The sequence below is a fragment of the Rhodococcus sp. ACT016 genome (assembly GCF_050477185.1).
Lineage (GTDB): Bacteria > Actinomycetota > Actinomycetes > Mycobacteriales > Mycobacteriaceae > Prescottella.
On sequence record NZ_JBEAET010000001.1, the window covers coordinates 4,755,835 to 4,777,484 of the forward strand.

Below are 21,650 nucleotides of genomic sequence, written 5' to 3' on the forward strand. Positions count from 1 at the left end.
TGCGGCATTAGTAGGATCTGGGCAGGCCCAGGCTCGTCTGCGCCACGAAATTGAGCACCATTTCACGACTCACGGGCGCCGTGCGCATGAGCCGGGCCGTGAACCAGAGCTCCGCAAGACCGTATTCCTTGGAGAGCCCGTTTCCGCCATGGACCTGGATCGCTTGGTCGAGCGCCTTCAGCGACGCCTCCGCCGCCGCGAACTTCGCAATATTTGCGGACTCGCCGGCTTCCTCGCCAGAATCGAACAGGGCAGCGCTCCGATAAGTGGCAAGTCGGGCAAGTTCCACCGCGATATGCGCTTCCGCGAGCGGGTGCGAGATGCCCTGGTGCGCTCCGATCGGCTGCGACCAAACCTGCCGCTCCTGTGCGTAGCGCTGAGCCTTGGAAATTGCGTATCGACCAATTCCCGAGCTCAGCGCGGCAGCCGTGATCCGTTCCGGATTGAGGCCGGAGAAGACCTGCCGAAGACCATTACCTGCGGTTCCGATGATGGCAGCGCCGTCGACCTGCACATTATCCATGAAGACAGTGAATTGCTTGTCCGTCGACGTGAGCACGGTATCCAGTGGCTGCAGGACCAAACCCGGGGCATCGGTCGGCACAATGAACAGCGACAACCGCGGTCGATTGCCCTCGGTCATTTCGGCATCTCGTGCTACAACAAGGATCGCCTCAGCCTCGTCAGCCGCCGAGATGTAGTACTTGCTTCCGCTGATCGCCCAACCGCCGTCGTTGCGGCGTGCAGTCGTGGAGACGTTGTGGCTGTTGGAGCCCGAATTCGGCTCAGTCAGACCGAAAGCCATACGTCGCTGCCCGGATGCCAACCCCGACAGCCACTCCGACTTCTGCTCCTGCGCGCTGTGCGCCTTGATGATGCATGCGCAGATGGCAGACGAGATGATCGGCAGAAGCATCGGAATACCGTTGGCGGCCAGCTCCTCGATCACCACGACCAACTCGGTGAGGCCCGCACCGCCGCCTCCGAACTCTTCCGGAATGTGTGCCCCCAGGAGCCCGGCCTCACCAAGTTCGCGCCACAGCTCCTCAGGTTTCCCACCCGAACGAGCAAGGTTGAGATAGTACTCGGGCCCATATTTCGCGGCAATCTTCGCGACCGATTCCCGAATGAGCTGATGCTCTGCCGAATCGAATACTAGACCGGTCATTTTACGCGTCTCCTCGACCGTTGATTGTTTGTTTCAAAATATTGGCGGTCTCGAGCCGGAATCCTCTGGCTTCGAATCAGACCTCGGCCGTTTCCCGACCCCGCAGCACCTCAATGCGCAAGTGTCTCAGTGGTATTCAAACCGGCACCGGTGATCGCTCGTACCTGTAGCTCATCGAACTTCTCGTCGTCTGATCTTTCACGGCTGATCAGGCTTCCGACAACGCACCCGATGAATCCGGCCGGCACCGAGAACAGAATCGGGAACGCCAGCGGGAACGGGGCCGTGGTCGACAGCGAATCGGACAGCAGCGGAGCAAGACTCGGCCAGACGAGAGGCCCGGTGAGAATCAGCGCGAGGGACGTGATCAGGCCGGACAATGCGCCTACGACCGCACCGAGGGTACGCATGCGCCGCCACAGCAGAGTCATCATGAGCACCGGAAAGTTTGCGCTGGCCGCGGTAGTGGTGGCGAGCGTCGCCAGGAAGGTGACGTTCTGGGCGCCGCCGATGACAAGCGTGATCCCTACGGTGACGATGACCAACGCCACCGCTGCGATGCGTCCGACCGTCATCTCTTCTTTTTCGGGTCGGTGGAACGTCTTCGCCCAGAGATCATGTGCGATCGCGCTCGACCCGCTGAGCACCAGTCCGGCGGATACCGCGAGCAGGGTCGCGATCGAGACTGCCACAACGAGCGCAAGCAACAGGTCCGCCATGAAACCGTCACCGCCACCGAGCCACACGGTGAGCGATGGCAAGGCCAGGTTTCCGCCCTTTCCGGCGGCTGCTTCGCCCTCTTGACCGAGCGCTGCACGAGCGGCGAGACCGAGGAAGGCGATGAGGACGTTGAATCCGCCGATCAGGCTGATGGCCCAGACCGCCGACTTGCGCGCCTGCACAGCGTCGGGAACCGTGAAGAACCGCATCAGAACGTGCGGCAGACCGACAGCAGACAAGGTCACTGCCACCGCCATCGACACGATGTTCCAGGCACCACCGAACGAGTTGCCGCTGGACAGGTAGCGGTCACCGTATCCGCTCTGGTGGACGGCCTGCTCAACGACTGCGAGAGGGTTGGGGTCGATGCGAATGAGCACGAGGACCACCAGCAGCGCTACAACGGCCATGAGGCAGAGGGCTTTGATGATCTGCAACCAGGTGGTGGCAAGCATGCCGCCGAAGAGGACGTAGCTGAGCATCAGTACTGCCGCGACCACCACGCCCCACGAGAAGTCGATGCCGGCCAAGGCCTCCATGAGGACGCCACCTGCCACCATCTGGGCCAGGAGGTAGAAGACGCAGATGAACAGCGTGGAGATCGCGGACACCACACGCACAGGGCCGGAGTTCAATCGGGTGGCCAAAGCGTCCGCGAAGGTGAACCGCCCGAGGTTGCGCAGCTTCTCGGCGATGAGGAAGAGCACCATCAGGAAGATGCCACACGCGAAGACGGCGTAGATGATGCCATCCATCCCATACATGTAGGCCAGGCCGGCGTAGCCGAGCAGGGAGGCCGACGAAAGGAAGTCACCGGCGATAGCGATACCGTTCTTACGGCCGGAGATCCCCCCGCCGGCAGTCCAGAATTCGGCCGAGGTGCGGGTGCGGCGCGAAGCGAAGTACGTGGCCACGAAGGTTGTGGCCAGCAACAGCACACTGACCACGACAGCCGTGGTGTTGAAACCATCAGACATGTTCGACCTCATCCTCGACAGGTTCGCCGCCGGCGAACGTAAGCGCTTCTGCTGCAAGCGCGTCCCACTTCCTGGCACGACGTACGTACCAGGCGCTCAGCACCATGACGACGACGACGTAGAACAGCGCGAGGATCAGTCCGACGCTCAGTCCCGGGACGGGTCGCTGCGCGGTCAGGCCGGGCGCGAAAGCGGTGACGCCCAGTAGCGAACAGAAGAAGACCGCGAAGATCGGCCAGGCACAGAGGAAGAAGCTGCGGCGGTCTCGGCGTAGGCGGAGCATCGATGGACTGCTCCAGAGTCGACTCCAGTCGACGGTGGGCTCGTTAGGAAGCACCAATGGTTCACCTCTTGTGTCACGTTCTTGGGAAGGTTCTGAGATGGCACAGAGGACCGCTTCTTCGTGTGCACTGGGGCAACTCGGCGGGACCTCGTGTGGGGAACGCTGGCGACTCCAACGATCGCATCGCCGGTGTAGCGGTCGTCACATACGTTAGACGAACGGTCGTACGTTTGTCTATGGGTGTCCCGATATGGTTGGTAGGTGAATCTCTTTGCGATAGAGGACTTTTACGCTACGGAGCGTCTTGTCAGCGCGGCCCGTAGCTCGAAGGATGCTTGCGCTGCTCGAGAACCGCGCAACCGCGAAGATTGACCCGGGAAGTCGTGACAGGTGTAGAGATCGACCACGAATGGGATCTATCATCCGATCACTTCGGTTCTTGCGAAACCTACACAACCGCACGGTATTTGAGTTCGTGCGAATCGATCGTCGACGCCGAGCGCATTCACCTCGGCCGGCCACCGGAAACAACCCGATGGCCGGCCGAGCCGCCCGGCGGCGAGTGAGTCCTCGTCAGGCCTGCTGTACGAGTGCTTCGGTCCGCATGTCGAAGCCTTCGTAGCCGTTCGCGGCAACCTCTGCGAGCGTGGTGCGATAGTTGCCCAGTCCAGCGAGGTAGAACATCACCGTGTTGGTCTTACCGGGGATGTTCGCACCGAAGATCCACGACTGAGCCTTGGGGAACAGCGTTACGTCGGCGATTTCTCGACACGTCTGCGTCCAGGCATCTTCTGCTTCCCGGGTGGGTTCGACCGTGAGTACCGTTCCGCTCTCTGCATTGCCGATCAGATCGGCGATCCACTCGACCTGAGCCTCGATGCTCGGCGGCAGGTTGGTGAACGGACCATTGGGTCCGAGAATCATGAACATGTTGGGGAAGCCGGTAGTCGAGACCCCGAGGTAGCTGGTGGGTCCACCCTGCCAGTGCGCGTTGATCGACTCCCCTGCGCGGCCACGGATGTCCATACGGGTGTAGTTGCCGTCGACGGCATCGAAGCCGGTTGCGAACACCAGCACGTCGAGTTCGTGCTCGACCCCGTCCTCGGTCCGGATACCCTTGGGCGTCATTTCCACGATCGGCGTTTCCTTGACGGAAACGAGCGAGACGTTGTTGCGATTGAACGTCGCATAGTAGCCGGAGTCGCAGATAGGGCGCTTCGCGTACAGGTCGGTCGGCGTCAGCTTCCGGGCGGTCTCGGGATCATCGACGATCTCGGTGATCTTGCTTCGGATGAACTCTGCGGCAGCCGCATTCGCGGCCGGGTCGGTCGCGACATCGCAGAAGGTGCCGAACATGAATCGGAATCCGCCGCCGATGTCCCACGATTCCTGGAACACCTTCCGGCGTTCCTCCTCGGACACGCTCATCGCGGGGACGCTGCTCTCCTTGAATCCGAACGCGACCGACGAAGAACGGAGATCGTCCCAGATCTTGTCGTAGTTGGCCTTGAGGGCCTCCACGACCTCGCCGGCTAGCGCCCCATTGCCTGCCGGGACGCTGTACTGCGGTGACCGCTGGAACACCGTCAGGTGTTCGACCTGCGGCGCGAGTGCGGTGATGAGTTGGATTCCGGTGGAACCGGTTCCGATCACGCCGACCCGCTTGCCGGTGAAGTCGTGGCGCTCGGGCCATGCTCCGGAGTGGTACAGCTCGCCTTCGAACAAGTCCCTGCCCTTGATGTTCGGCAGGTTCGTCGCCGACAGTAGCCCTAGTGCCGTGACAAGGTACTTCGCCGTGAACGTCTCACCGGTGTCGGTACCGACGCGCCATACACCGCACGCCTCGTCGAAGTGTGCGGATTCGATGCCGGTGTTCAGCTGGATGTGCGGGGCCAGGTCGTACCGGTCGACGACGCCTTCCAGATACGCCAGAATCTCCGGCTGCCTCAGGTACCGGGTCTTCCACTCCGATTCCTGTAACAGTTCCTTGTCGAAGGAATAGCGATACACGAATCCTTCGGTGTCGGACAGCGCACCGGGGTACCGGTTCCAATACCAAGTCCCGCCGACACCTCCCGCCCTGTCGAAGGCGCGGGCCGAGAGCCCGAGTTCGTTGCGGAGCTTGTGCAGCATGTAGATGCCGCCGAATCCGGCGCCGATGACGATGGCGTCATAGTCGCTCCGGACGTCTGGGTCAGTCATGGGTGTAACTCCTTGCGGTGCGGAGAGCGGAAGGCGTGACCAGGCAGAGGGTCAGTTGCGGTACCACTCGGCAATACGGTTGATTTCCTCGTCGGCCTCGGGCGCACGGCCGGCCAGGAAGGGAAAGACGTGCTGCATTCCCTCGACGACCGACAGCATGACGTCGACGCCTGCTGCCGTCGCCCGGTCGGCAAGCCGAGTGGCGTTGTCGAGCAGCGCTTCGATGGAACCGGCGTTGATGTACAGGCGCGGGAAGTCCGCGAAGTCTGCGTAGAGGGGGTTTGCCAAGGGTTCGTCGGGTCGCACGGAATCGCCGAGAACACCGGCGATCATCCCTTCGAGCAGGGGCACGGTGATCAGGGCATCGGTATCGTTGTTCGAGGCAAGGGTTTCGCCCTTGTTCTCCATGTCGAGCCACGGTGAGAAGGCGATGACCTGTCCCGGCACAGGACGGCCCAGCTTTCGCAGCGCAAGCGGAATACTCACAGCGAGATTTCCGCCGGCCGAGTCACCGATGGTCGTGATGTCGCCGGGATCGATCCCCGCATCGACGAGCGCTTCGAACACGGCCACGCCGTCCTCGACCTGAGCCGGGTGGGGGTGCTCCGGTGCGCGCCGATAGTCGAGAACGAAAGCTGTTGCGCCAAGGGTTTTGGCGACGTGCCCAGCGAGCTTACGATGGCTCGACGCAGACCCCACCGAGAATCCGCCACCGTGGGTGTACAGCAGGACCTTGGATCGGTCGGCACCGACCGGCAACGCCCAGATACCAGGAACACCACCGATGACGTCTTCCTTGTAGGTGACCTCCTCAGGCTCCCGGGTCGGCTGGTGCCACTCGTCGAAAATGCTGCGGAACAGCCGAGTCGTCAGATCCGGTGTGCTGTTGAGGATCTGATCCCAGTCGGCGTAGAGATCCCGGAGGAAGTCCGATTCCGGTGAGCTCACCTTCGACGGGATCTCGGAACTGATCGACATGTCGATTTCTCCTGTTCGATTCTTCGGGGCGCTTCTCGGGCCGGATCGGCGAGAAGCGCTTGGGCTGCACTCACTGTGCGCCCGGATTGGTGCGCGTAGTTGTTCCGATCTGAAACGCCGATCGGCGCATTGCATTGCGGGACTGCATCAGTCGCCGAACGACGACCTCGAACTGCACTTCAGAGCACGGTCCTGATCAGCTTCTTGTTGGAGAACTCGTCGAACCCGTACCGGCCGAGCTCGCGTCCGATGCCCGAGCGCTTGACACCCCCGAACGGCAGATCCGGGGCGCTCTTGCTGGTGCCGTTGATCCAGGCCATGCCCACCTCGAGTCGTTCGGCGACACGACGGCCCTGTTCGGGGTCGGAAGTGAAGATCGCGGCACCGAGACCGAAGGCGGACTTGTTGGCCAGAGCGACCGCCTCCTCCTCCGACGCGACGCGGTAGACCACCGCGACGGGCCCGAACAACTCCTCGCTGTAGGCGCGCATCTCCGGGGTCACATCAACCAGCACCGTCGCGTCATAGAACGCACCCGACGGGCCGCCCCGACGCCCGCCCGTCACCAGTCGCGCGCCCTTGGCGACCGCGTCCTCCACCTGCTCGGCGATCTCGTCGACCGCTCCGGATGAGGACAGCGGCCCGAACGCCGTCGCCGGATCGGACGGATCGCCGGGCACCACCCGGCCCATCGCCTCCGTGAACGCGTCGAGGAACCTCTCGTAGACGTCGTCGACCACAATGAATCGCTTCGACGCCGTGCAAGCCTGCCCCCCGTTGGTCATCCGGTTGCTGACCGCCGCCGCAACGGTGGCATCCAGGTCGGAGTCGTCGAGCACCAGGAACGGGTCGGATCCGCCGAGTTCGAGAACGACCTTCTTCATGTGCCGGCCCGCGATCTCGCCGACCGCCGACCCGGCTCGCTCGGACCCCGTCAGTGATACACCCTGAATCCGCGGATCGGCGATCATCTTTGCCACCTGCGCGTTGTCGGCAAAGACGTTGACGTACACGCCTTCGGGTGATCCGGCCTCAGCAAACAGCGCTTCGATCACCAGCGCTGCCTGCGGACAGTTGGAGGCATGCTTGATCATCACCGTGTTGCCGAGCATCAGGTTCGGCGCGGCGAACCGCACTACCTGATAGTAGGGATAGTTCCACGGCATGATCCCCACGAGCGGACCGATCGGTTCCGTCCGCACCACCGCCGTACCGCCGCCGGCGATTCGCAGTACCTCCTCCTCCAGGAAGGTCTCGCCGTTCTCGGCATAGTAGTCAAAGATGTTGGCGCACAACGCCACCTCACCGCGGGCCTGGGCGATCGGCTTGCCCATCTCCATGGTCACGATCGAGGCGAGCTCGTCGGTACGTTCACGCCACACCTTCGCCACGGCGCGGAGCGTGTCGGAACGCTCCTGCAGCGACGTCGCACGCCACTGCCGGTACGCCGCATCGGAACTGGCTACCGCAGCGGCGATCTCGTCGTCGGTCGCTCGAGCGAACTCGCGCAGGCACTCACCGGTCACAGGATTCGTGGTGACGTAGTTACTCATCAGTTCCTCGATTCACTCATGCACTTGGCCACCGCCAGCAGCGCCTCGGGCGTGCTGACCGCTCTACATTCGGCCACTGGTGACCGCGTTGGTTGTTCCGAAGTGGAACAACCGAGGGCGCGGGCCGTCGACCACCATGGGGTGACATTCCGACCGTCCGACGTCCCGGCCAACGGATTCCACTGCAGGTCCGCGCGTTGCACACGCGGGGCACGTCCGGGTCGCACACTCGAAGGAGCGAGAGATGCGTGCATTCGCTATTGCCGAAGAAGGTTCATCTGTCACGGAGCTCGACCTGCCGACACCCCGGCCGATGGGCGACGAGGTGCTGTTGAAGGTGATCCGTTCCGGGGTCTGTCATACCGACACGCATCTGCGTGAGGGCGGGTACGACCTGGGAAGCCGAGGCAAGATGCGCTTGACCGACCGCGGGATCCGCTATCCACTCGTCATGGGTCACGAGGTGGTCGGTGTGGTCGAGCAGGTCGGAGACAACGTCCGCGGGGTCGAGGTCGGCAACGTGCGACTCGTATACCCCTGGATCGGCTGCGGGAAATGCCACCACTGCCTGGCAGACCGGGACAACTATTGCCCGAACGGACAGAATCTCGGGGTGGGACGGCCCGGTGGATACGCCGACCACATCGTAGTTCCCGATGCGAAGTACCTGATCGATATCACCGGGCTCGACACATCGTGGGCGGCCACCCTTGCGTGCTCGGGGTTGACGGCCTACAGCGCAGTCAACAAGGTCCTCCCTCTACCGGCCGAGGAGCCGATTGTCGTCATCGGCGCCGGCGGGGTCGGCCTCACCGCCATCGCCACCCTGAAGGCACTAGGCCACGAAGAAATCTGTGCCGTCGACGTATCCGAACAGAATCTGCAGATCGCTGTCGAGCTGGGTGCCACCAAGACTGTCCAATCGAGTAAGTCCGTGGCCAAGCAGATTGTCGAAGCATGTGGTGGCCCGGTCACTGCAGTCATCGATTTCGTCAACAATGGCGATACCGGAGCCGCGGCCTTCGACTCGCTGCGCAAGGGCGGAAAGCTGGTGCAGGTCGGCCTGTTCGGCGGCGAGCTCCTGGTGCCAACCGCACTGATGGCGCTGAAGATGCTAGAGCTCAGCGGAAGCTTCGTCGGAACACTCGGAGAGCTTCGCGCGCTCGTTGATCTGACGAAAGCTGGTGCACTGCCCACTATTCCGATCCTCGAGCACGACCTGGACGCACCCTCGGTCAACGCAGCGCTGGACAGGCTTGTACAGGGAGGCGTGCCTGGAAGGATCGTGCTCCGGGATCGCCCTTCCGCGTAGAAGCCGTCGGAATCCGGAAGAACCTCCGGTCGGGGTGGCTGTGGCCTACATCCGGCCGGAGGTTCTTGTGTGTCGCCCCTGTCAGGAGCCCGCGACGTCGTCCCCGAACCCGCTCACCACGGAGAGCACGGCGTGGAGTGCGGGATTGGCGTCCTCCCGCCGCCACGCGACCCGTAGATCGACATCGGGTGTGGTCTCGTCGAGAGCAACGAACACGACGTGGGGGTCGGTCACGTTCTGCGCCACGGACGCCAGCGTCAGATGGCAACCGACCTCGGCGCTGACAAGCGCCAACGCCGTCTGTGTGTCCGGAGCTACCTGGACGACATCAGCAACAAACCCTTTGGTGTGAGCAAGAAGTCGGAGTCGATCGGGAAGAACCGCACCCTCGTGTGGCGGAAGCGACACGAAACACTCGTCGGCGAACTGCGCAATCGCTGCTCGGCGAGCAGCCGCCAGGGAATGAGTGGCAGGCAACGCCACCACGAGGGAATCCCGCATCACCACCTCCGCCGAAACGTCGGCAGGAATGACATCCCAACGCCCCAAGGCGAGATCCGTGTCTCCCTGGACGAGTCGTTTCATCGCCGGCTGGGCAAAATTCTGGCTGGACAATTCGAGCTGGATCCCCGGTCGTTGGGACCGAACCACTCTCGCGAGCCTGGCGACCAGGCGGTGAGTCGACACGCCGGCGAAGGCTATTCGGACCAGGCCGACCTCTCCACCGTCGGCAGCGCGCACCGCTGCCTCGGCGCGGCGTACTGCCGCGAGAACCTCCTTGGCCGGACCGACGAGCGCTTCACCGCTCGCTGTGAGCTTCACCGACCGAGTGCTTCGTTCGAAAAGCACTGTCCCGAGCTCGCGTTCGAGTTGCTTGATCGTTCGACTGAGCGGCGGCTGTGCAACATGCAACTTCTCCGCGGCGCGCCGGAAATGCAGCTCCTCGGCTACCGCCAGGAAGGACCGCAGTTCGTCCACATCCACACTCGCACCTCCACTAATACAGACCTGGTATCACAGCATCTCACATTAGGTATTGGACTGATCATAATATGCTGAGCGATAGTGATCCCATGGACACCAATCCCGACGTTCCCGATGACGTCTTCGCCGAGATCCTCAAGCAGGTCCGCGGATTCGTGCGCGGTGTGGTGGTGCCGCGCGAGCGGGAAATCGCCGACACCAACGCGATCCCCGACGACATCCGCAACATAGCCAAAGAGATGGGCCTGTTCGGCTACGCGATCCCGCAGCAGTGGGGCGGCCTCGGGCTCGACCTCGCCCAAGATGTCGAGCTGGCAATGGAACTCGGCTACACGGCGTTGTCGCTACGCTCCATGTTCGGTACCAACAACGGAATCGCCGGCCAGGTTCTGGTCGGGTTCGGCACCGACGACCAGAAGGCCCGATGGCTCGACGAAATCGCCTCTGGCGACGTGGTCGCCTCCTTCGCTCTGACCGAGCCCGGCGCCGGATCGAACCCCGCAGGGCTGCGCACGAAGGCCGTGCGCGAGGGAGACGACTGGATCATCGACGGGGAGAAGCGATTCATTACCAATGCTCCCCTGGCGAACCTGTTCGTGGTGTTCGCGCGGACCCGCCCTGCCGACTCCAGCGGCACAGGCATCGCGGTGTTCCTCGTGCCCGCAAACGCACCGGGGGTCTCGGTCGGAAACAAGGACCACAAGATGGGTCAGGAAGGTTCCTGGACGGCGGACGTCCACTTCAGCGACGTACGGGTGCCCGCATCCGCCCTCGTCGGCGGCAGCGAGGACGTCGGATATCGGGCAGCGATGACCTCGCTCGCCCGGGGTCGTGTGCACATCGCCGCCCTGGCGGTCGGGCAGGCGCAACGCGCACTCGACGAGTCCGTCACCTGTGCCGCGACCATGACGCAGGGAGGGACGCCGATCGGGAACTTCCAGTTGGTGCAGGCAATGCTCGCAGACCAGCAGACCGGGGTGATGGCCGGCCGCGCCCTGGTACGCGACGCAGCCGCGAAGTGGGTGTCGGGTGAGGACCGGAGAATCGCCCCGTCGGTCGCGAAGCTGTACTGCACGGAGATGGTCGGCAAGGTTGCCGATCTGGCGGTACAGGTGCACGGCGGGAGCGGCTACATGCGGGAGACTGCGGTCGAGCGGATCTACCGCGACGTCCGATTGCTGCGACTGTACGAGGGCACCAGTGAGATCCAGCGCCTGATCATCGGCGGCGGGCTCGTCCGATCCGCGCAGCGGACAGTCCGATGACCCTCCCGCTCGACGGCGTTACCGTCGTCGCTCTCGAACAAGCGGTGGCCGCACCCCTCGCCACGCGTCACCTCGCCGATCTCGGCGCCCGAGTCGTCAAGGTCGAGCGGGTGGACGGCGGGGACCTGGCGCGGGGCTACGATCACGTGGTCCACGGCACCGGGGCACACTTCGTGTGGCTCAACCGGGGCAAAGAGTCTCTCGCAGTCGATCTCAAGAGCAGCGCCGGCCGCGACGCCGTCCGCCGACTCGTCGACCAGGCGGACGTCTTCGTACAGAACCTCGCTCCTGGAGCAGCAGAACGGCTAGGGTTCGGAGCCCGAGAACTGCGATCGAACCATCCCGAACTGATCGTGGTGAACCTGTCGGGATTCGGAAGCGGTGGACCACTGGAACAGCGCAAGGCCTACGACATGCTGATCCAAGCGGAAGCCGGCCTGATCTCGATCACCGGCACTCCTGAAACCGCTGTGAAGACCGGTATTCCGTGCGCGGACATCGCCTCGGGCGTGTATTGCGCACAGTCGATCCTGGCCGCACTGCTACGCCGCTGGCGTAGCGGCGAAGGCGCCACCATCGAGGTCTCGATGCTCGAGGCCACGGTGGAATGGATGGGGCACGCGATGTACACGCAGATGCACACCGGAAGCCAGCCGCCGCGTATGGGGTTGAGCCACAGCTCGATTGCGCCATACGATGCGTTCCCGACCAGCGACGGCCAAGTGTTGATCGGTATTCAGACCGACCGGGGGTGGCGCGCACTGGTCACCGACGTGCTCGGGATGCCCGAACTCGCCGACGATCCCCGATTTGCCACCAATATGCAGCGGGTCCAGCACCGATCCGAATGCGACGCAATTGTCGCGTCGGGCACCGTCCAGTGGTCCACCGCCGACTTGGATGCAAAGCTCGCCGCCGCGGGAATCCCCGCTGCGCAGATCAAGAAACTCGATCAGGTCGTCGATCACCCGCAACTGCGCGCGCGTGACCGCTGGCGAACGATCGGAACCGAACACGCCGACGTCGACGCCTTGCTCCCGCCGGCAACTTTCACGGATGTCGAAGCGCGGATGGGAGATGTGCCAGCGCTCGGCCAGCACACTTGCGCGCTGCTGGTCGAATCCGGACTGGACACAGATGCCACCAACGCCCTGATCGGTCGCGGCGACGCACTCCAGGCCGAGAACTACCAAACGGTACAGAACCGCTGACCCGCCCACGTTACCGGAGGAGAGTACACATGTTGACAGGCCGCACTGCCGTGATTACCGGAGGCGCACAGGGCATCGGGCTCGCGATTGCGCACACCTTCGCAAGTCACGGTGCTCGGATCGTGATCGGTGATCTGGATGGAGCGAAAGCGAAGGAAGCTGCCGAAGGTATGGGCTCCGAAGCCCTGGGTGTCCAATGCGACGTCACGTCCTCGAGCGATGTTTCGCGCCTGCTGCACACGGCGACCGACTCGTTCGGATCGCTCGACATCATGGTCAACAATGCGGGTATCACGCGTGATGCGACCATGCGCAAGATGACGGAAGAGCAGTTCGACGACGTCATCCGTGTCCATCTTCGCGGCTGCTGGAACGGCACGCGGCAGGCCGCGGCGATCATGCGGGAATCCGGCGGCGGATCGATCATCAATCTGTCGTCGATCTCCGGAAAGGTCGGCTTCATCGGGCAGACGAACTACTCGGCCGCCAAGGCGGGCATCGTCGGGCTGACCAAGGCAGCTGCCAAGGAGGTCGCGCACTTGGGAGTGCGGATCAATGCCATTCAGCCCGGTCTCATCCGGACTGCAATGACCGAGGCGATGCCCCAGAAAGCGTGGGATCAGAAGATGGCCGAGATCCCGATGCAGCGTGCAGGCGAGCCGGCGGAGGTGGCGTCGGTCGCGCTCTTCTATGCGTCCGACATGTCCTCGTACATGACCGGCACTGTCGCTGAAGTGACCGGCGGCCGTCACATCTGACAGATCCATACAGGAGTCGAAACAGTATGTCCCCCCGAATTTTCGACAGCGTCGAGATGATCCGCCGCGCGCTCGGAGAGCAGCTCGGTCCGAGCGCCTGGGTCACTATCGATCAGGACCGTGTCGACCTGTTCGCCGACGCAACAAGCGATCATCAGTGGATCCATTGCGATTCCGAACGCGCAGCCTCGGGACCGTACGGCACTACGATCGCGCACGGTTATCTGACGCTGTCGCTGCTGCCGGCCTTCGCCGTCGAGCTCTACACGATCATGGTCGGATCGGCACGAGTGAATTACGGCAGCAACAAGGTTCGCTATCCGGCACCAGTGCGGGTCGGAAGCCGGATCCGCGCAAGCGCCACGCTCGTGGAGTGCCGCGAGGAGTCCGCGGGCATCTTCATGACGGTGCGATACGTCATCGAGATCGAGGGCGGTGGCAAGCCTGCGTTGATCGCCGAGACCGTCACCCTGATCGTGCCGTGACCGTCGCGCACACCCGGACACAATCGCCTTCTCACCAAGGAAACAGACATGCCTGACGCAGTCATCTGCGAACCCCTCCGCACCCCCGTCGGCCGCTTCGGTGGCGTCTTCCGGGACATCGCCCCCGAAGACCTCGCCGCCACCGTCATCACCGAACTCGTCTCCCGCACCGGCATTTCCGGATCCGACATCGACGACGTCATCCTCGGCCAGGCCTCCCCCGGCGGCGAAGCCCCCGCCATCGGCCGCATCGCCGCCCTCAACGCCGGCCTCGGCATCGACGTCCCCGGCCTCCAGGTCGACCGCCGCTGCGGCTCCGGCCTGCAGGCCATTATCCAGGCCGTCATGCAGGTCCAGTCCGGCGGCAGCGACCTCGTCCTCGCCGGCGGCGTCGAGTCCATGAGCCAAGCCGAGTTCTACGCCACCGGAATGCGATACGGCGTCCGCGGCGAATCCCTCACCCTCAACGACCGACTCGCCCGCGCCCGCGTCACCGCCGGCGGCCGCAACTACCCGGTACCCGGCGGCATGATCGAGACCGCCGAGAACCTGCGCGCCGAATTCTCCATCAGCCGCGAGGACCAGGACACACTCGCCGTCCAATCCCACCAACGCGCCGTCGCCGCACAGCGCAGCGGCATCTTCGCGCAGGAGATCGTCCCGGTCACCGTCCCACAGCGCAAAGCCGACCCACTGATCGTCGACACCGACGAACATCCCCGCGCCGACACCAACCTCGAATCCCTCGCCAAGCTCCGCCCGATCCGCGGCAAGGTCGACCCCGAATCCACCGTCACCGCCGGCAACGCCAGCGGCCAGAACGACGGCGCCGCCATCGCGATCGTCACCACACCCGAGAAGGCGAAGGCCCTCGGCCTGCGCCCACTCGCCCGGCTCGCCAGCTGGGCCGTGGCCGGCGTCCCGCCCCGCACGATGGGCATCGGCCCCGTGCCGTCGACCGAGAAGGCCCTCGCCCGACTCGATCTCACACTCGCCGACATGGACGTCATCGAACTCAACGAGGCCTTCGCCGCCCAGGCCCTCGCCGTGACCCGCACCTGGGGCCTCGAACCCGACGACGCGCGCCTGAACCCCAACGGTTCCGGCATCTCCCTCGGCCACCCCGTCGGCGCGACCGGCGCCCGCATCCTCGCCACACTGCTGCGCGAGATGGACCGCCGCGAGGCCCGCTACGGCCTCGAAACCATGTGCATCGGCGGCGGCCAAGGCCTGGCCGCAGTGTTCGAACGCATCGCGTGATCCAGCCGTCTCATCCGAGACGACTGAGCAAGGCCATCGCGTCGAACGGCGCGTAGCCCTTGATGTCGTTGTCGAAGTAGACGAAGGCGTCCAGCCCGGCGTCTGTCCAGTCGCGCACCTTGGCGGCCCAGTCGTCCAGCGCGACGTCGGTGTACCCGCTCGCGTACAGCTCGGCGTCGCCGTGCAGGCGCGCGTACGCGAAGTCGGCGCAGCGTTGGTCGATGCGCGGGTACCGGCCGGCGGTGTCGGCGAGGACCAGCGCGACACCGTGCTCGCGCGCGATCGCGACGACGTCGGGCACGGCGAAGCTGGGGTGCCGTACCTCGAGCGCGTGCCGGATCGGACGTTCAGTGTCCGTCGCGGCGAGGACGCGGTCGTCGGGCAGCTTGTCGTCGCGGCGCTCGGCGAGAGCGACGGCGGCCGTGGTGGTCCGCGGCAGCTGCGTCAGGAAGGTGTCGAGGCGGCCGGCGTCGAACTGCATGTTCGGCGGCAGCTGCCACAGGATCGGGCCGAGCTTGTCGCGCAGCCCCAGCACGCCGGACGCGAAGAAGTTCGCGAGCGGGGTCTCGACGTCGAGGAGCCTGCGCACGTGGGTGATGTAACGACCGCCCTTGACCGCGAACACGAATCCGTCGGGCGTCTCGTCGCGCCACTTCGCGAAGCTCGACGGCTTCTGCAGCGCGTAGAAGGAGCCGTTGATCTCGATCGACGTCAGGTGCTCGGCGGCGTACCGCAACTCGTCGCGGTGCACGAGTCCGGCCGGGTAGAACCCGCCCCGCCACCCCGGGTACACCCAGCCCGAGATGCCCACCCGGACGTCCGCCATGCCGCCGCAGTGTAGTCCCGCTCGTCCCGCGATTCCGGCAACTCGGGAATGCCCGTCAGGGGGTCAGGGTACGGTCAGGTCGCTCGATCCAAGACTGTAGGGGGGATTTTCTCCATGTGGGGTTCATATCCAAGACGTGCTGCGCGACGCCGAGTGCGGCGGGGGCTACTCGGCGCGTCGCTCGCGGCGCTGGTTGCGCTGCCGCTCGCCGGCGAGGCGGTGGCCGCGCCCGGAAGTACCGGGAGCACTGGGAGCACCGGGAGCACCGGGAGCACCGGGAGCACCGGGAGCACCGGAAGCCTCGGTAGCGCCGCCAGCGGCTCGAGCGGCAGCGCAGCCGCCAGCTCCGACAACGGCAGCGTGACCGCCGGGTCCGTGATTCCCGGCCCGCTCCAGAACGAGCATCCGCCGCTGCCGCCGCTGCGCGACGACATCACGACCGCGGCGATCACCGGCGAGAAGCAGAAGTCGGAACAGTTCGTCCGGTTCACCGTCGCCTCGCCGGCGCTGCGCCGCGAGGTCGGCGTGGAAGTCCTCCTGCCCAAGGACAACTCGGTGCCGCGCCCGTCGATCTACGCGCTCGAGGGCGTCGACGCCGGCGAGGACACCAGCGGATGGGTCACGATGGGCGGGGCCCCGCAGTTCTTCGCGGACAAGAACGTCAACGTCGTGATGATCAATGGCGGTGTGTCGGGGCTGTACACCGACTGGGACCGGATCGATTCGAATGTCGGACTGCACAAGTGGGAAACCTTCCTCACCGAGGAACTACCCCCGCTGCTCGACGCCCGACTGCACACGAACGGCGTCAAGTCGCTGCTCGGGATCTCGATGGGCTCGCAGGGCGCGATGATGCTCGCGCACCGGCATCCCGGGATGTACCGCGGCATCGCGGTGTTCAGCGGTTGCTACTCGACCACCGACGACCTGGGCCGGCTCACCGTGCAGTCGACCGTGTCGTCGCGCGGCGGCGACATCGCCAACCTGTGGGGTGAGGTCGGCGGACCCGAGTGGGCCGCACACGACACGGTCCGCAACGCCGAGGCACTGCGCGGCATGGACATCTACGTCTCGGTGGGGTCGGGTGTGCCCGGCCAGTACGAGGATCCGGCGGCGTCCGACTGGTTCGACCGGGTGTTCATCGGTGGCCCCATGGAGGTCGCGGCCAACGCCTGCACCCGCGAACTCGACGCTCGACTCGACAAGCTGAAGATCCCGGCCACCGTCGACTACGAACCCGTCGGCATCCACGGCTGGTACTACTGGCGCGACCGGCTGCCGAAGGCGTGGCCGACGCTCGCGCATTCGCTGGGCCTGCCCGTCTGACGACGCGAGTCGCGACGACACACGAGAAAGGGCCCCGCACGGACGAATCCGTGCGGGGCCCTTTCTCGTAGAGCATCACCTACCGGGCGATCACGCCTTCGGGATGAAAGCCTTCAGCGGCTCCGAGGCCGACCAGTCATGGCCCCAGTAGCTGTCCGCCGTAATTTCCTCGGCGGTGTAGAAGGTCTCGTCGACCAGCATGCCCTCGGTGCCGAACTCGAGATCCCAGCCTCCGGGTGCGCGCACGTAGAACGACACCATCTTGTCGTTCGTGTGGCGGCCCAGGGTCGAGGAGATCGTGAAGCCGAGCTTGGCGACGCGGTCCAGTGCCTGACCGACGGCGTCGAGGGTGTCGACCTCCGTCATCAGGTGAACCAGGCCGGGCTCGTCCGTCGGCGGCGCCGGGCACAGCGCGAGGCTGTGGTGACGCTGGTTGACGCCGAGGAAGCGGACGCGCGAGACGCCGTCCTGGAGCCGGATGGCGCCGCGCGGGAGGAAGCCGAGCACCTCGGTGTAGAAGGCGTACGACTCGGCGAACTTCGGAGTCGGCAGCACGACGTGGCCGAGGCCCTGCGCGCCGGTGACCCACTGGCCACCGAACGGCGTCACGACCGGGCTGTGGTCCAGCACCGGGCCGAAGAAGACCTCGACGCGGGTGCCGGCCGGGTCGTCGAACGCGATGACCTTCTCGGCGTCGCGGTAGTCCGCCTCCTCGAGGGAGAGCTCCTCGACCGCGATGCCGGCCTTCTCGACAGCCTCACGAACGCGCTGGAGGGCGAACTGGTCGCGCACCTCCCAGCCGATCGCGAGAGCCTTGTCGGACTCGCCCGGCAGGACGATCAGGCGTGCACGCCGCTCGTCGACCCGCAGGTACAGGCCGTCCGGATCCGGGCCGCTGCCGACCGACATACCGAGGCCGTCGACGACGAGTTCGCGCCAACGAGCAATGTCCTGGGTCTGGATCCTGAGGTATCCGAGACCCCGAATTTCCGTCATATCAATCCGTCCCTGAGTGAGGAATTCAGATGGGTTCGAACTAGATCATCGAACGGTGGATGCCCTGCGGCTCACCACCGAGCTGGGTCAGTGCCGACGCGTGGTTGATCGAGCCGGGCACGTGGATCGCGTGGGTCAGGCCGACGTGCGCGTCACGCCAGAAGCGCTGCAGCGGCAGCGTCACCTTCATCGCACCGCCGCCGGCGCGAGCGAAGATCTCGTCGAGGGCGCTCACGGCACGCCACGCGGCGTTGGTCTGGGTGCGGCGACCGACCGCGCGCTCCTCGAAGGTGACCTCCTGGCCCTTCTCGGTCTTGTCCCAGAAGCGATCGACGGTCTCGAGGATCGACACGCGCGCGGCGTTGATCTCGTCGGCGGCCTGACCGATGGCGTAGAGGACGTAGGGGTCCTCCTTGATCGGGACACCGGTGACCGCGACGCGCTCCTTCTGCGCGGCGATGTACAGGGCCAGACCGCCCTCGCACATGCCGATCAGCGACGAGGAGATGCCCAGCGGGAAGATGCACGAGAACGGGAACTTGTACAGCGTCTCGTCGCGGCCCGCGTGACGCCAGCCGTTGCCCTGCAGAACGATGTCGGAGTCGATCGTGCGGTACTCGGGGATGAAGGCGTCCTTGACGGTGAAGTCCTTCGAGCCGGTGCCGCGCAGGCCGACGACGTTCCAGCTGTCGTGGTCGACGGTGTAGTCCTCCTTGGGGACCAGCACGTGCAGAACCTGGCCGGTCGGGACACCCTTCTGGTCACCGACCAGAGCACCGATCATGACCCACTTGCAGTGGTCGTTGCCGGTGGAGAACGACCAGCGGCCGTTCAGGATGTAGCCACCGTCGACCGGCACCGCGATACCCATGGGGGCGTACGGCGACGCGATCCAGGTGTCGACGTCCTCGCCCCAGACCTCCTGCTGCGCCTTGGGATCGAAGAAAGCCATCTCCCACGGGTGCACACCGACGATGCCGGAGACCCAGCCGGTGGAGCCGTCGACGGCGCCCAGGGCCATGGCCGTCTCGGCGAACTCGCGCGGGTGGGACTCGAGGCCGCCGAACTCCTTCGGCTGCAGCATCCGGATGACGCCGGCGTCGCGAACACGCTTGGCGTTTCCATCCGACAGGCGCATGAGCTTCTCGCCCTCGATGCCACCCTCGCGGATCTCGTCCGCGAACTGCATGATGTTGTCCAAAACCTGACCCATAGCTATCAGCTCTCTCTCTTCGATCCCACGGCGACGCGGGTCAATTCTTAGCGGAAGACCGACCGCAATCTAGGGGAATCGGTCTTCCTGTCCTCCGGCAAGCTCGGGCGACCGGCCTCGACGGGAATCTCGGTTCGGATGCGCCATGACGCTTGGCATGCGCGGCGGCATGCTCGAGGAAGCTCGGGTGGACACCGGCGACGAGTGCGTCGACCGGGGTGCCCTTCGTGCCCGCACCGGTGCAGCGGGTGGTGCCTGCGAACATGGCGCCCTCCTGGTGCGGTCGGGGTCAGCGCCTGTCGAGTGCGCTGATCGTGTGTTTCGAACGGTCCCAGGTACGGGGCCCGAGAACAAAACATCTCCCGCTCAGCGGGACTGGGATTCGGGCACGTCAGAGCCTGTTTCCCAGTCCCGCTGAGTGGTCATTCGGGAACCTTTCCGGACTACTTCGCGCCCGGGGCCGACAGTCGGTCCGCGGCGGCGTCGGCGGCGTCGTTCGCAGCCACGTAACCGAAGACCATCGAGGGGCCGATGGTGGCGCCGGCACCGGCGTACTCGTTGCCCATGACGGACGCGGAGGTGTTACCGGTCGCGTACAGGCCGTCGATGACCGACCCGTCCTCGCGCAGCACGCGCGCCTCGGCGTCGGTCACCAGACCGCCCTTGGTGCCGAGGTCGCCGGCCTCGATGCGGACGGCGTAGAACGGACCCTTGACGATCTCGTCCATGGCCGCGTTCTTCATCGTCGGGTCGCCGTAGTACTGGTCGTACACGCTGTCGCCGCGGCCGAACTCCTCGTCCTTGCCGGTGCGGGCGTAGCCGTTGAACCGGTCGACGGTCTCGAGCAGGTTCTGCGGCGGGACACCGATCTTCTCGGCCAGCTCGCTCAGCGAGTTCGCCTTGTGCACGATGCCCTGGTCGTAGAACCCCTGCGGGAACGGTGCACCGGGCAGGACCTGCGCGAACGGGTACCGCGCGCGGGCCTTGCTGTCCATGATGAAGTAGGCCGGAACGTGGCCGCCCTCGATCTGGTCGTGCACGAAGTTCACGTACGGTGCCGACTCGTTGGTGAAGCGCTTGCCGTCCTGGTTGACGATGACCGACGGCGGGATGGACCGCTCGGACACCAGCGGGATGACCGCGCCCATCGGGTGCTTGACCGACGGCATCCACCACGCGTCGTCCATGAGATCGACGGCCGCACCCAGCTTCTGGCCGGCGACGATGCCGTCACCGACGTTCTCGCGGGCACCGGCGCTGATGTTCTCGACGCCGTTCTCGGGCAGGTACTTCGCGCGCATCTCGTTGTTGTGGTCGAAGCCGCCGGAGGCGAGCAGGACGCCCTTGCGGGCGCCCACGCGCAGCAGCTTGCCGTCCTTCTCGACGGTGGCGCCGATGACGACACCCTTGTCGTCGACGATGAGGTCCTTCATCGAGGACTTCAGCCACAGCGGCACGCCGGCGTCCTTGAGCGCCATGCGCATACGGGCGACGAGCGCGCGGCCACCGGTGGACATGTGACGACGGCGGATCATGTTCGACGACACCCGCCACGCCGCGACCAGGGATGCCCGACGGCCGGCCCACGTGCGCTTGACCATCGCCAGGTCGTGGTAGTCCTTCGAGGTGACCCACAGGCCCAGCGGGCCCTTGAGGCTGTTCGGCCGCTGGTACTTCTCGTCCTCACCGAGCGTGCGGGTGTCGAACGGCGTGCACTCGATGGTGCGGCCGAGGGGGCGTCCGCCCTCCTCCTCGGGGTGGTAGTCGGCGTAGCCCTTGACCCAGTAGAACTTGATGTGCGGGCTGCGCTCGAGCAGTTCCATCAGCTTCGGGCCGTTGTCGACGTACGCATCGAGACGGTCGGCCGGAACCTTGCCGTCGGTGATGATGTCGAGGTAGCGACGGATCGACTCCCGCGAGTCCCGGGGTGCGCCGCTGCGCAGCAGCACCGGGGCGTTGGGGATCCAGATGCCGCCGCCGGAGATCGCGGTCGAACCGCCGAAGGTCTTGCCCTTGTCGACGATCAGCGCCGACATCCCGCGGTCCGCCGCGGTGATGCCGGCGGCCATGCCGCCGCCACCGCTGCCGACGATCAGGAAGTCGACGACGGTGTCGAAATTGTTCTCAGTCATG

Annotated in this window: 18 protein-coding genes; 7 read left to right on the forward strand and 11 right to left on the reverse strand. The window is 65.2% G+C overall.

The genetic code is table 11. From position 1 onward, the window contains the following. Positions 1–7 precede the first annotated feature (7 nt). The 6 genes from ACQ5DX_RS21765 to ACQ5DX_RS21790 all read right to left on the reverse strand — a co-directional run bounded on the left by ACQ5DX_RS21765 (position 8) and on the right by ACQ5DX_RS21790 (position 7,881). A complete protein-coding gene (locus ACQ5DX_RS21765) occupies positions 8–1,168 on the reverse strand; it encodes an acyl-CoA dehydrogenase family protein (protein WP_430334556.1) in 1,161 nt (386 codons plus the stop codon). A 110-nt stretch (positions 1,169–1,278) separates the two neighbouring features. Continuing rightward, positions 1,279–2,865, reverse strand: a complete 1,587-nt coding sequence (locus tag ACQ5DX_RS21770) for a solute symporter family protein (RefSeq protein ID WP_430334557.1) — start codon at positions 2,863–2,865, stop codon at positions 1,279–1,281. Further along, a complete protein-coding gene (locus ACQ5DX_RS21775) occupies positions 2,858–3,148 on the reverse strand; it encodes a DUF485 domain-containing protein (protein ID WP_430334558.1) in 291 nt (96 codons plus the stop codon). Before ACQ5DX_RS21775 ends, ACQ5DX_RS21770 begins: the two co-directional genes overlap by 8 nt. A gap of 573 nt (positions 3,149–3,721) precedes the next feature. Then, positions 3,722–5,350, reverse strand: coding sequence for a flavin-containing monooxygenase (locus ACQ5DX_RS21780; protein WP_430334559.1), 1,629 nt, complete (start codon positions 5,348–5,350; stop codon positions 3,722–3,724). 51 nt (positions 5,351–5,401) lie between these two features. Next, positions 5,402–6,298: an alpha/beta hydrolase gene (locus ACQ5DX_RS21785; protein ID WP_430334560.1), complete on the reverse strand. Its 897-nt coding sequence runs from the start codon at positions 6,296–6,298 to the stop codon at positions 5,402–5,404. Positions 6,299–6,507: 209 nt separating this feature from the next. Continuing rightward, positions 6,508–7,881, reverse strand: coding sequence for an NAD-dependent succinate-semialdehyde dehydrogenase (locus ACQ5DX_RS21790; protein ID WP_430334561.1), 1,374 nt, complete (start codon positions 7,879–7,881; stop codon positions 6,508–6,510). Between the two features lie 244 nt (positions 7,882–8,125). Here ACQ5DX_RS21790 and ACQ5DX_RS21795 point away from each other — a divergent pair, with 244 nt between their 5' ends. After that, on the forward strand, positions 8,126–9,193 hold the full coding sequence (locus ACQ5DX_RS21795; protein ID WP_430334562.1) for an alcohol dehydrogenase: 1,068 nt from the start codon (positions 8,126–8,128) through the stop codon (positions 9,191–9,193). An 81-nt stretch (positions 9,194–9,274) separates the two neighbouring features. Here the strand turns inward: ACQ5DX_RS21795 and ACQ5DX_RS21800 are convergent, their stop codons facing one another. After that, entirely contained in the window at positions 9,275–10,177 is a 903-nt protein-coding gene (locus ACQ5DX_RS21800; RefSeq protein WP_430334563.1) for a LysR family transcriptional regulator, read from the reverse strand. An 89-nt stretch (positions 10,178–10,266) separates the two neighbouring features. On the opposite strand from ACQ5DX_RS21800, the gene ACQ5DX_RS21805 reads away from it, so the two are divergent. Genes ACQ5DX_RS21805 through ACQ5DX_RS21825 form a run of 5 tightly spaced genes read left to right on the forward strand, consistent with a single transcriptional unit; the run spans position 10,267 to position 15,156 of the window. Next, positions 10,267–11,442 carry an acyl-CoA dehydrogenase family protein gene (locus ACQ5DX_RS21805; protein ID WP_430334564.1) on the forward strand — a complete coding sequence of 392 codons (1,176 nt, stop codon included), beginning with the start codon at positions 10,267–10,269 and terminating at the stop codon, positions 11,440–11,442. After that, positions 11,439–12,653, forward strand: a complete 1,215-nt coding sequence (locus ACQ5DX_RS21810; RefSeq protein ID WP_430334565.1) for a CaiB/BaiF CoA transferase family protein — start codon at positions 11,439–11,441, stop codon at positions 12,651–12,653. The genes ACQ5DX_RS21805 and ACQ5DX_RS21810 overlap by 4 nt, the downstream gene beginning before the upstream one ends. A gap of 29 nt (positions 12,654–12,682) precedes the next feature. Beyond that, positions 12,683–13,411, forward strand: coding sequence for a 3-oxoacyl-ACP reductase FabG (gene fabG, locus ACQ5DX_RS21815; protein WP_430334566.1), 729 nt, complete (start codon positions 12,683–12,685; stop codon positions 13,409–13,411). Between the two features lie 26 nt (positions 13,412–13,437). Beyond that, a complete protein-coding gene (locus ACQ5DX_RS21820) occupies positions 13,438–13,896 on the forward strand; it encodes a MaoC family dehydratase (protein WP_430334567.1) in 459 nt (152 codons plus the stop codon). A gap of 48 nt (positions 13,897–13,944) precedes the next feature. After that, on the forward strand, positions 13,945–15,156 hold the full coding sequence (locus tag ACQ5DX_RS21825) for an acetyl-CoA C-acetyltransferase (RefSeq protein ID WP_430334568.1): 1,212 nt from the start codon (positions 13,945–13,947) through the stop codon (positions 15,154–15,156). Between the two features lie 10 nt (positions 15,157–15,166). On the opposite strand, the gene ACQ5DX_RS21830 is transcribed toward ACQ5DX_RS21825, so the two are convergent. Beyond that, positions 15,167–15,982 (reverse strand): DUF72 domain-containing protein, encoded by an 816-nt coding sequence (locus tag ACQ5DX_RS21830; RefSeq protein WP_430334569.1) that lies wholly within the window; start codon positions 15,980–15,982, stop codon positions 15,167–15,169. Positions 15,983–16,096: 114 nt separating this feature from the next. Here ACQ5DX_RS21830 and ACQ5DX_RS21835 point away from each other — a divergent pair, with 114 nt between their 5' ends. After that, a complete protein-coding gene (locus ACQ5DX_RS21835; RefSeq protein ID WP_430334570.1) occupies positions 16,097–17,308 on the forward strand; it encodes an alpha/beta hydrolase in 1,212 nt (403 codons plus the stop codon). A gap of 90 nt (positions 17,309–17,398) precedes the next feature. On the opposite strand, the gene bphC is transcribed toward ACQ5DX_RS21835, so the two are convergent. From bphC to ACQ5DX_RS21850, 3 genes are all read right to left on the reverse strand, one after another. Further along, on the reverse strand, positions 17,399–18,304 hold the full coding sequence (gene bphC, locus ACQ5DX_RS21840; RefSeq protein ID WP_430334571.1) for a biphenyl-2,3-diol 1,2-dioxygenase: 906 nt from the start codon (positions 18,302–18,304) through the stop codon (positions 17,399–17,401). Between the two features lie 40 nt (positions 18,305–18,344). Further along, a complete protein-coding gene (locus tag ACQ5DX_RS21845) occupies positions 18,345–19,517 on the reverse strand; it encodes a hydroxylase (RefSeq protein WP_430334572.1) in 1,173 nt (390 codons plus the stop codon). 443 nt (positions 19,518–19,960) lie between these two features. Beyond that, positions 19,961–21,649, reverse strand: a complete 1,689-nt coding sequence (locus tag ACQ5DX_RS21850) for an FAD-binding protein (RefSeq protein WP_430334573.1) — start codon at positions 21,647–21,649, stop codon at positions 19,961–19,963. Position 21,650 lies beyond the last annotated feature (1 nt).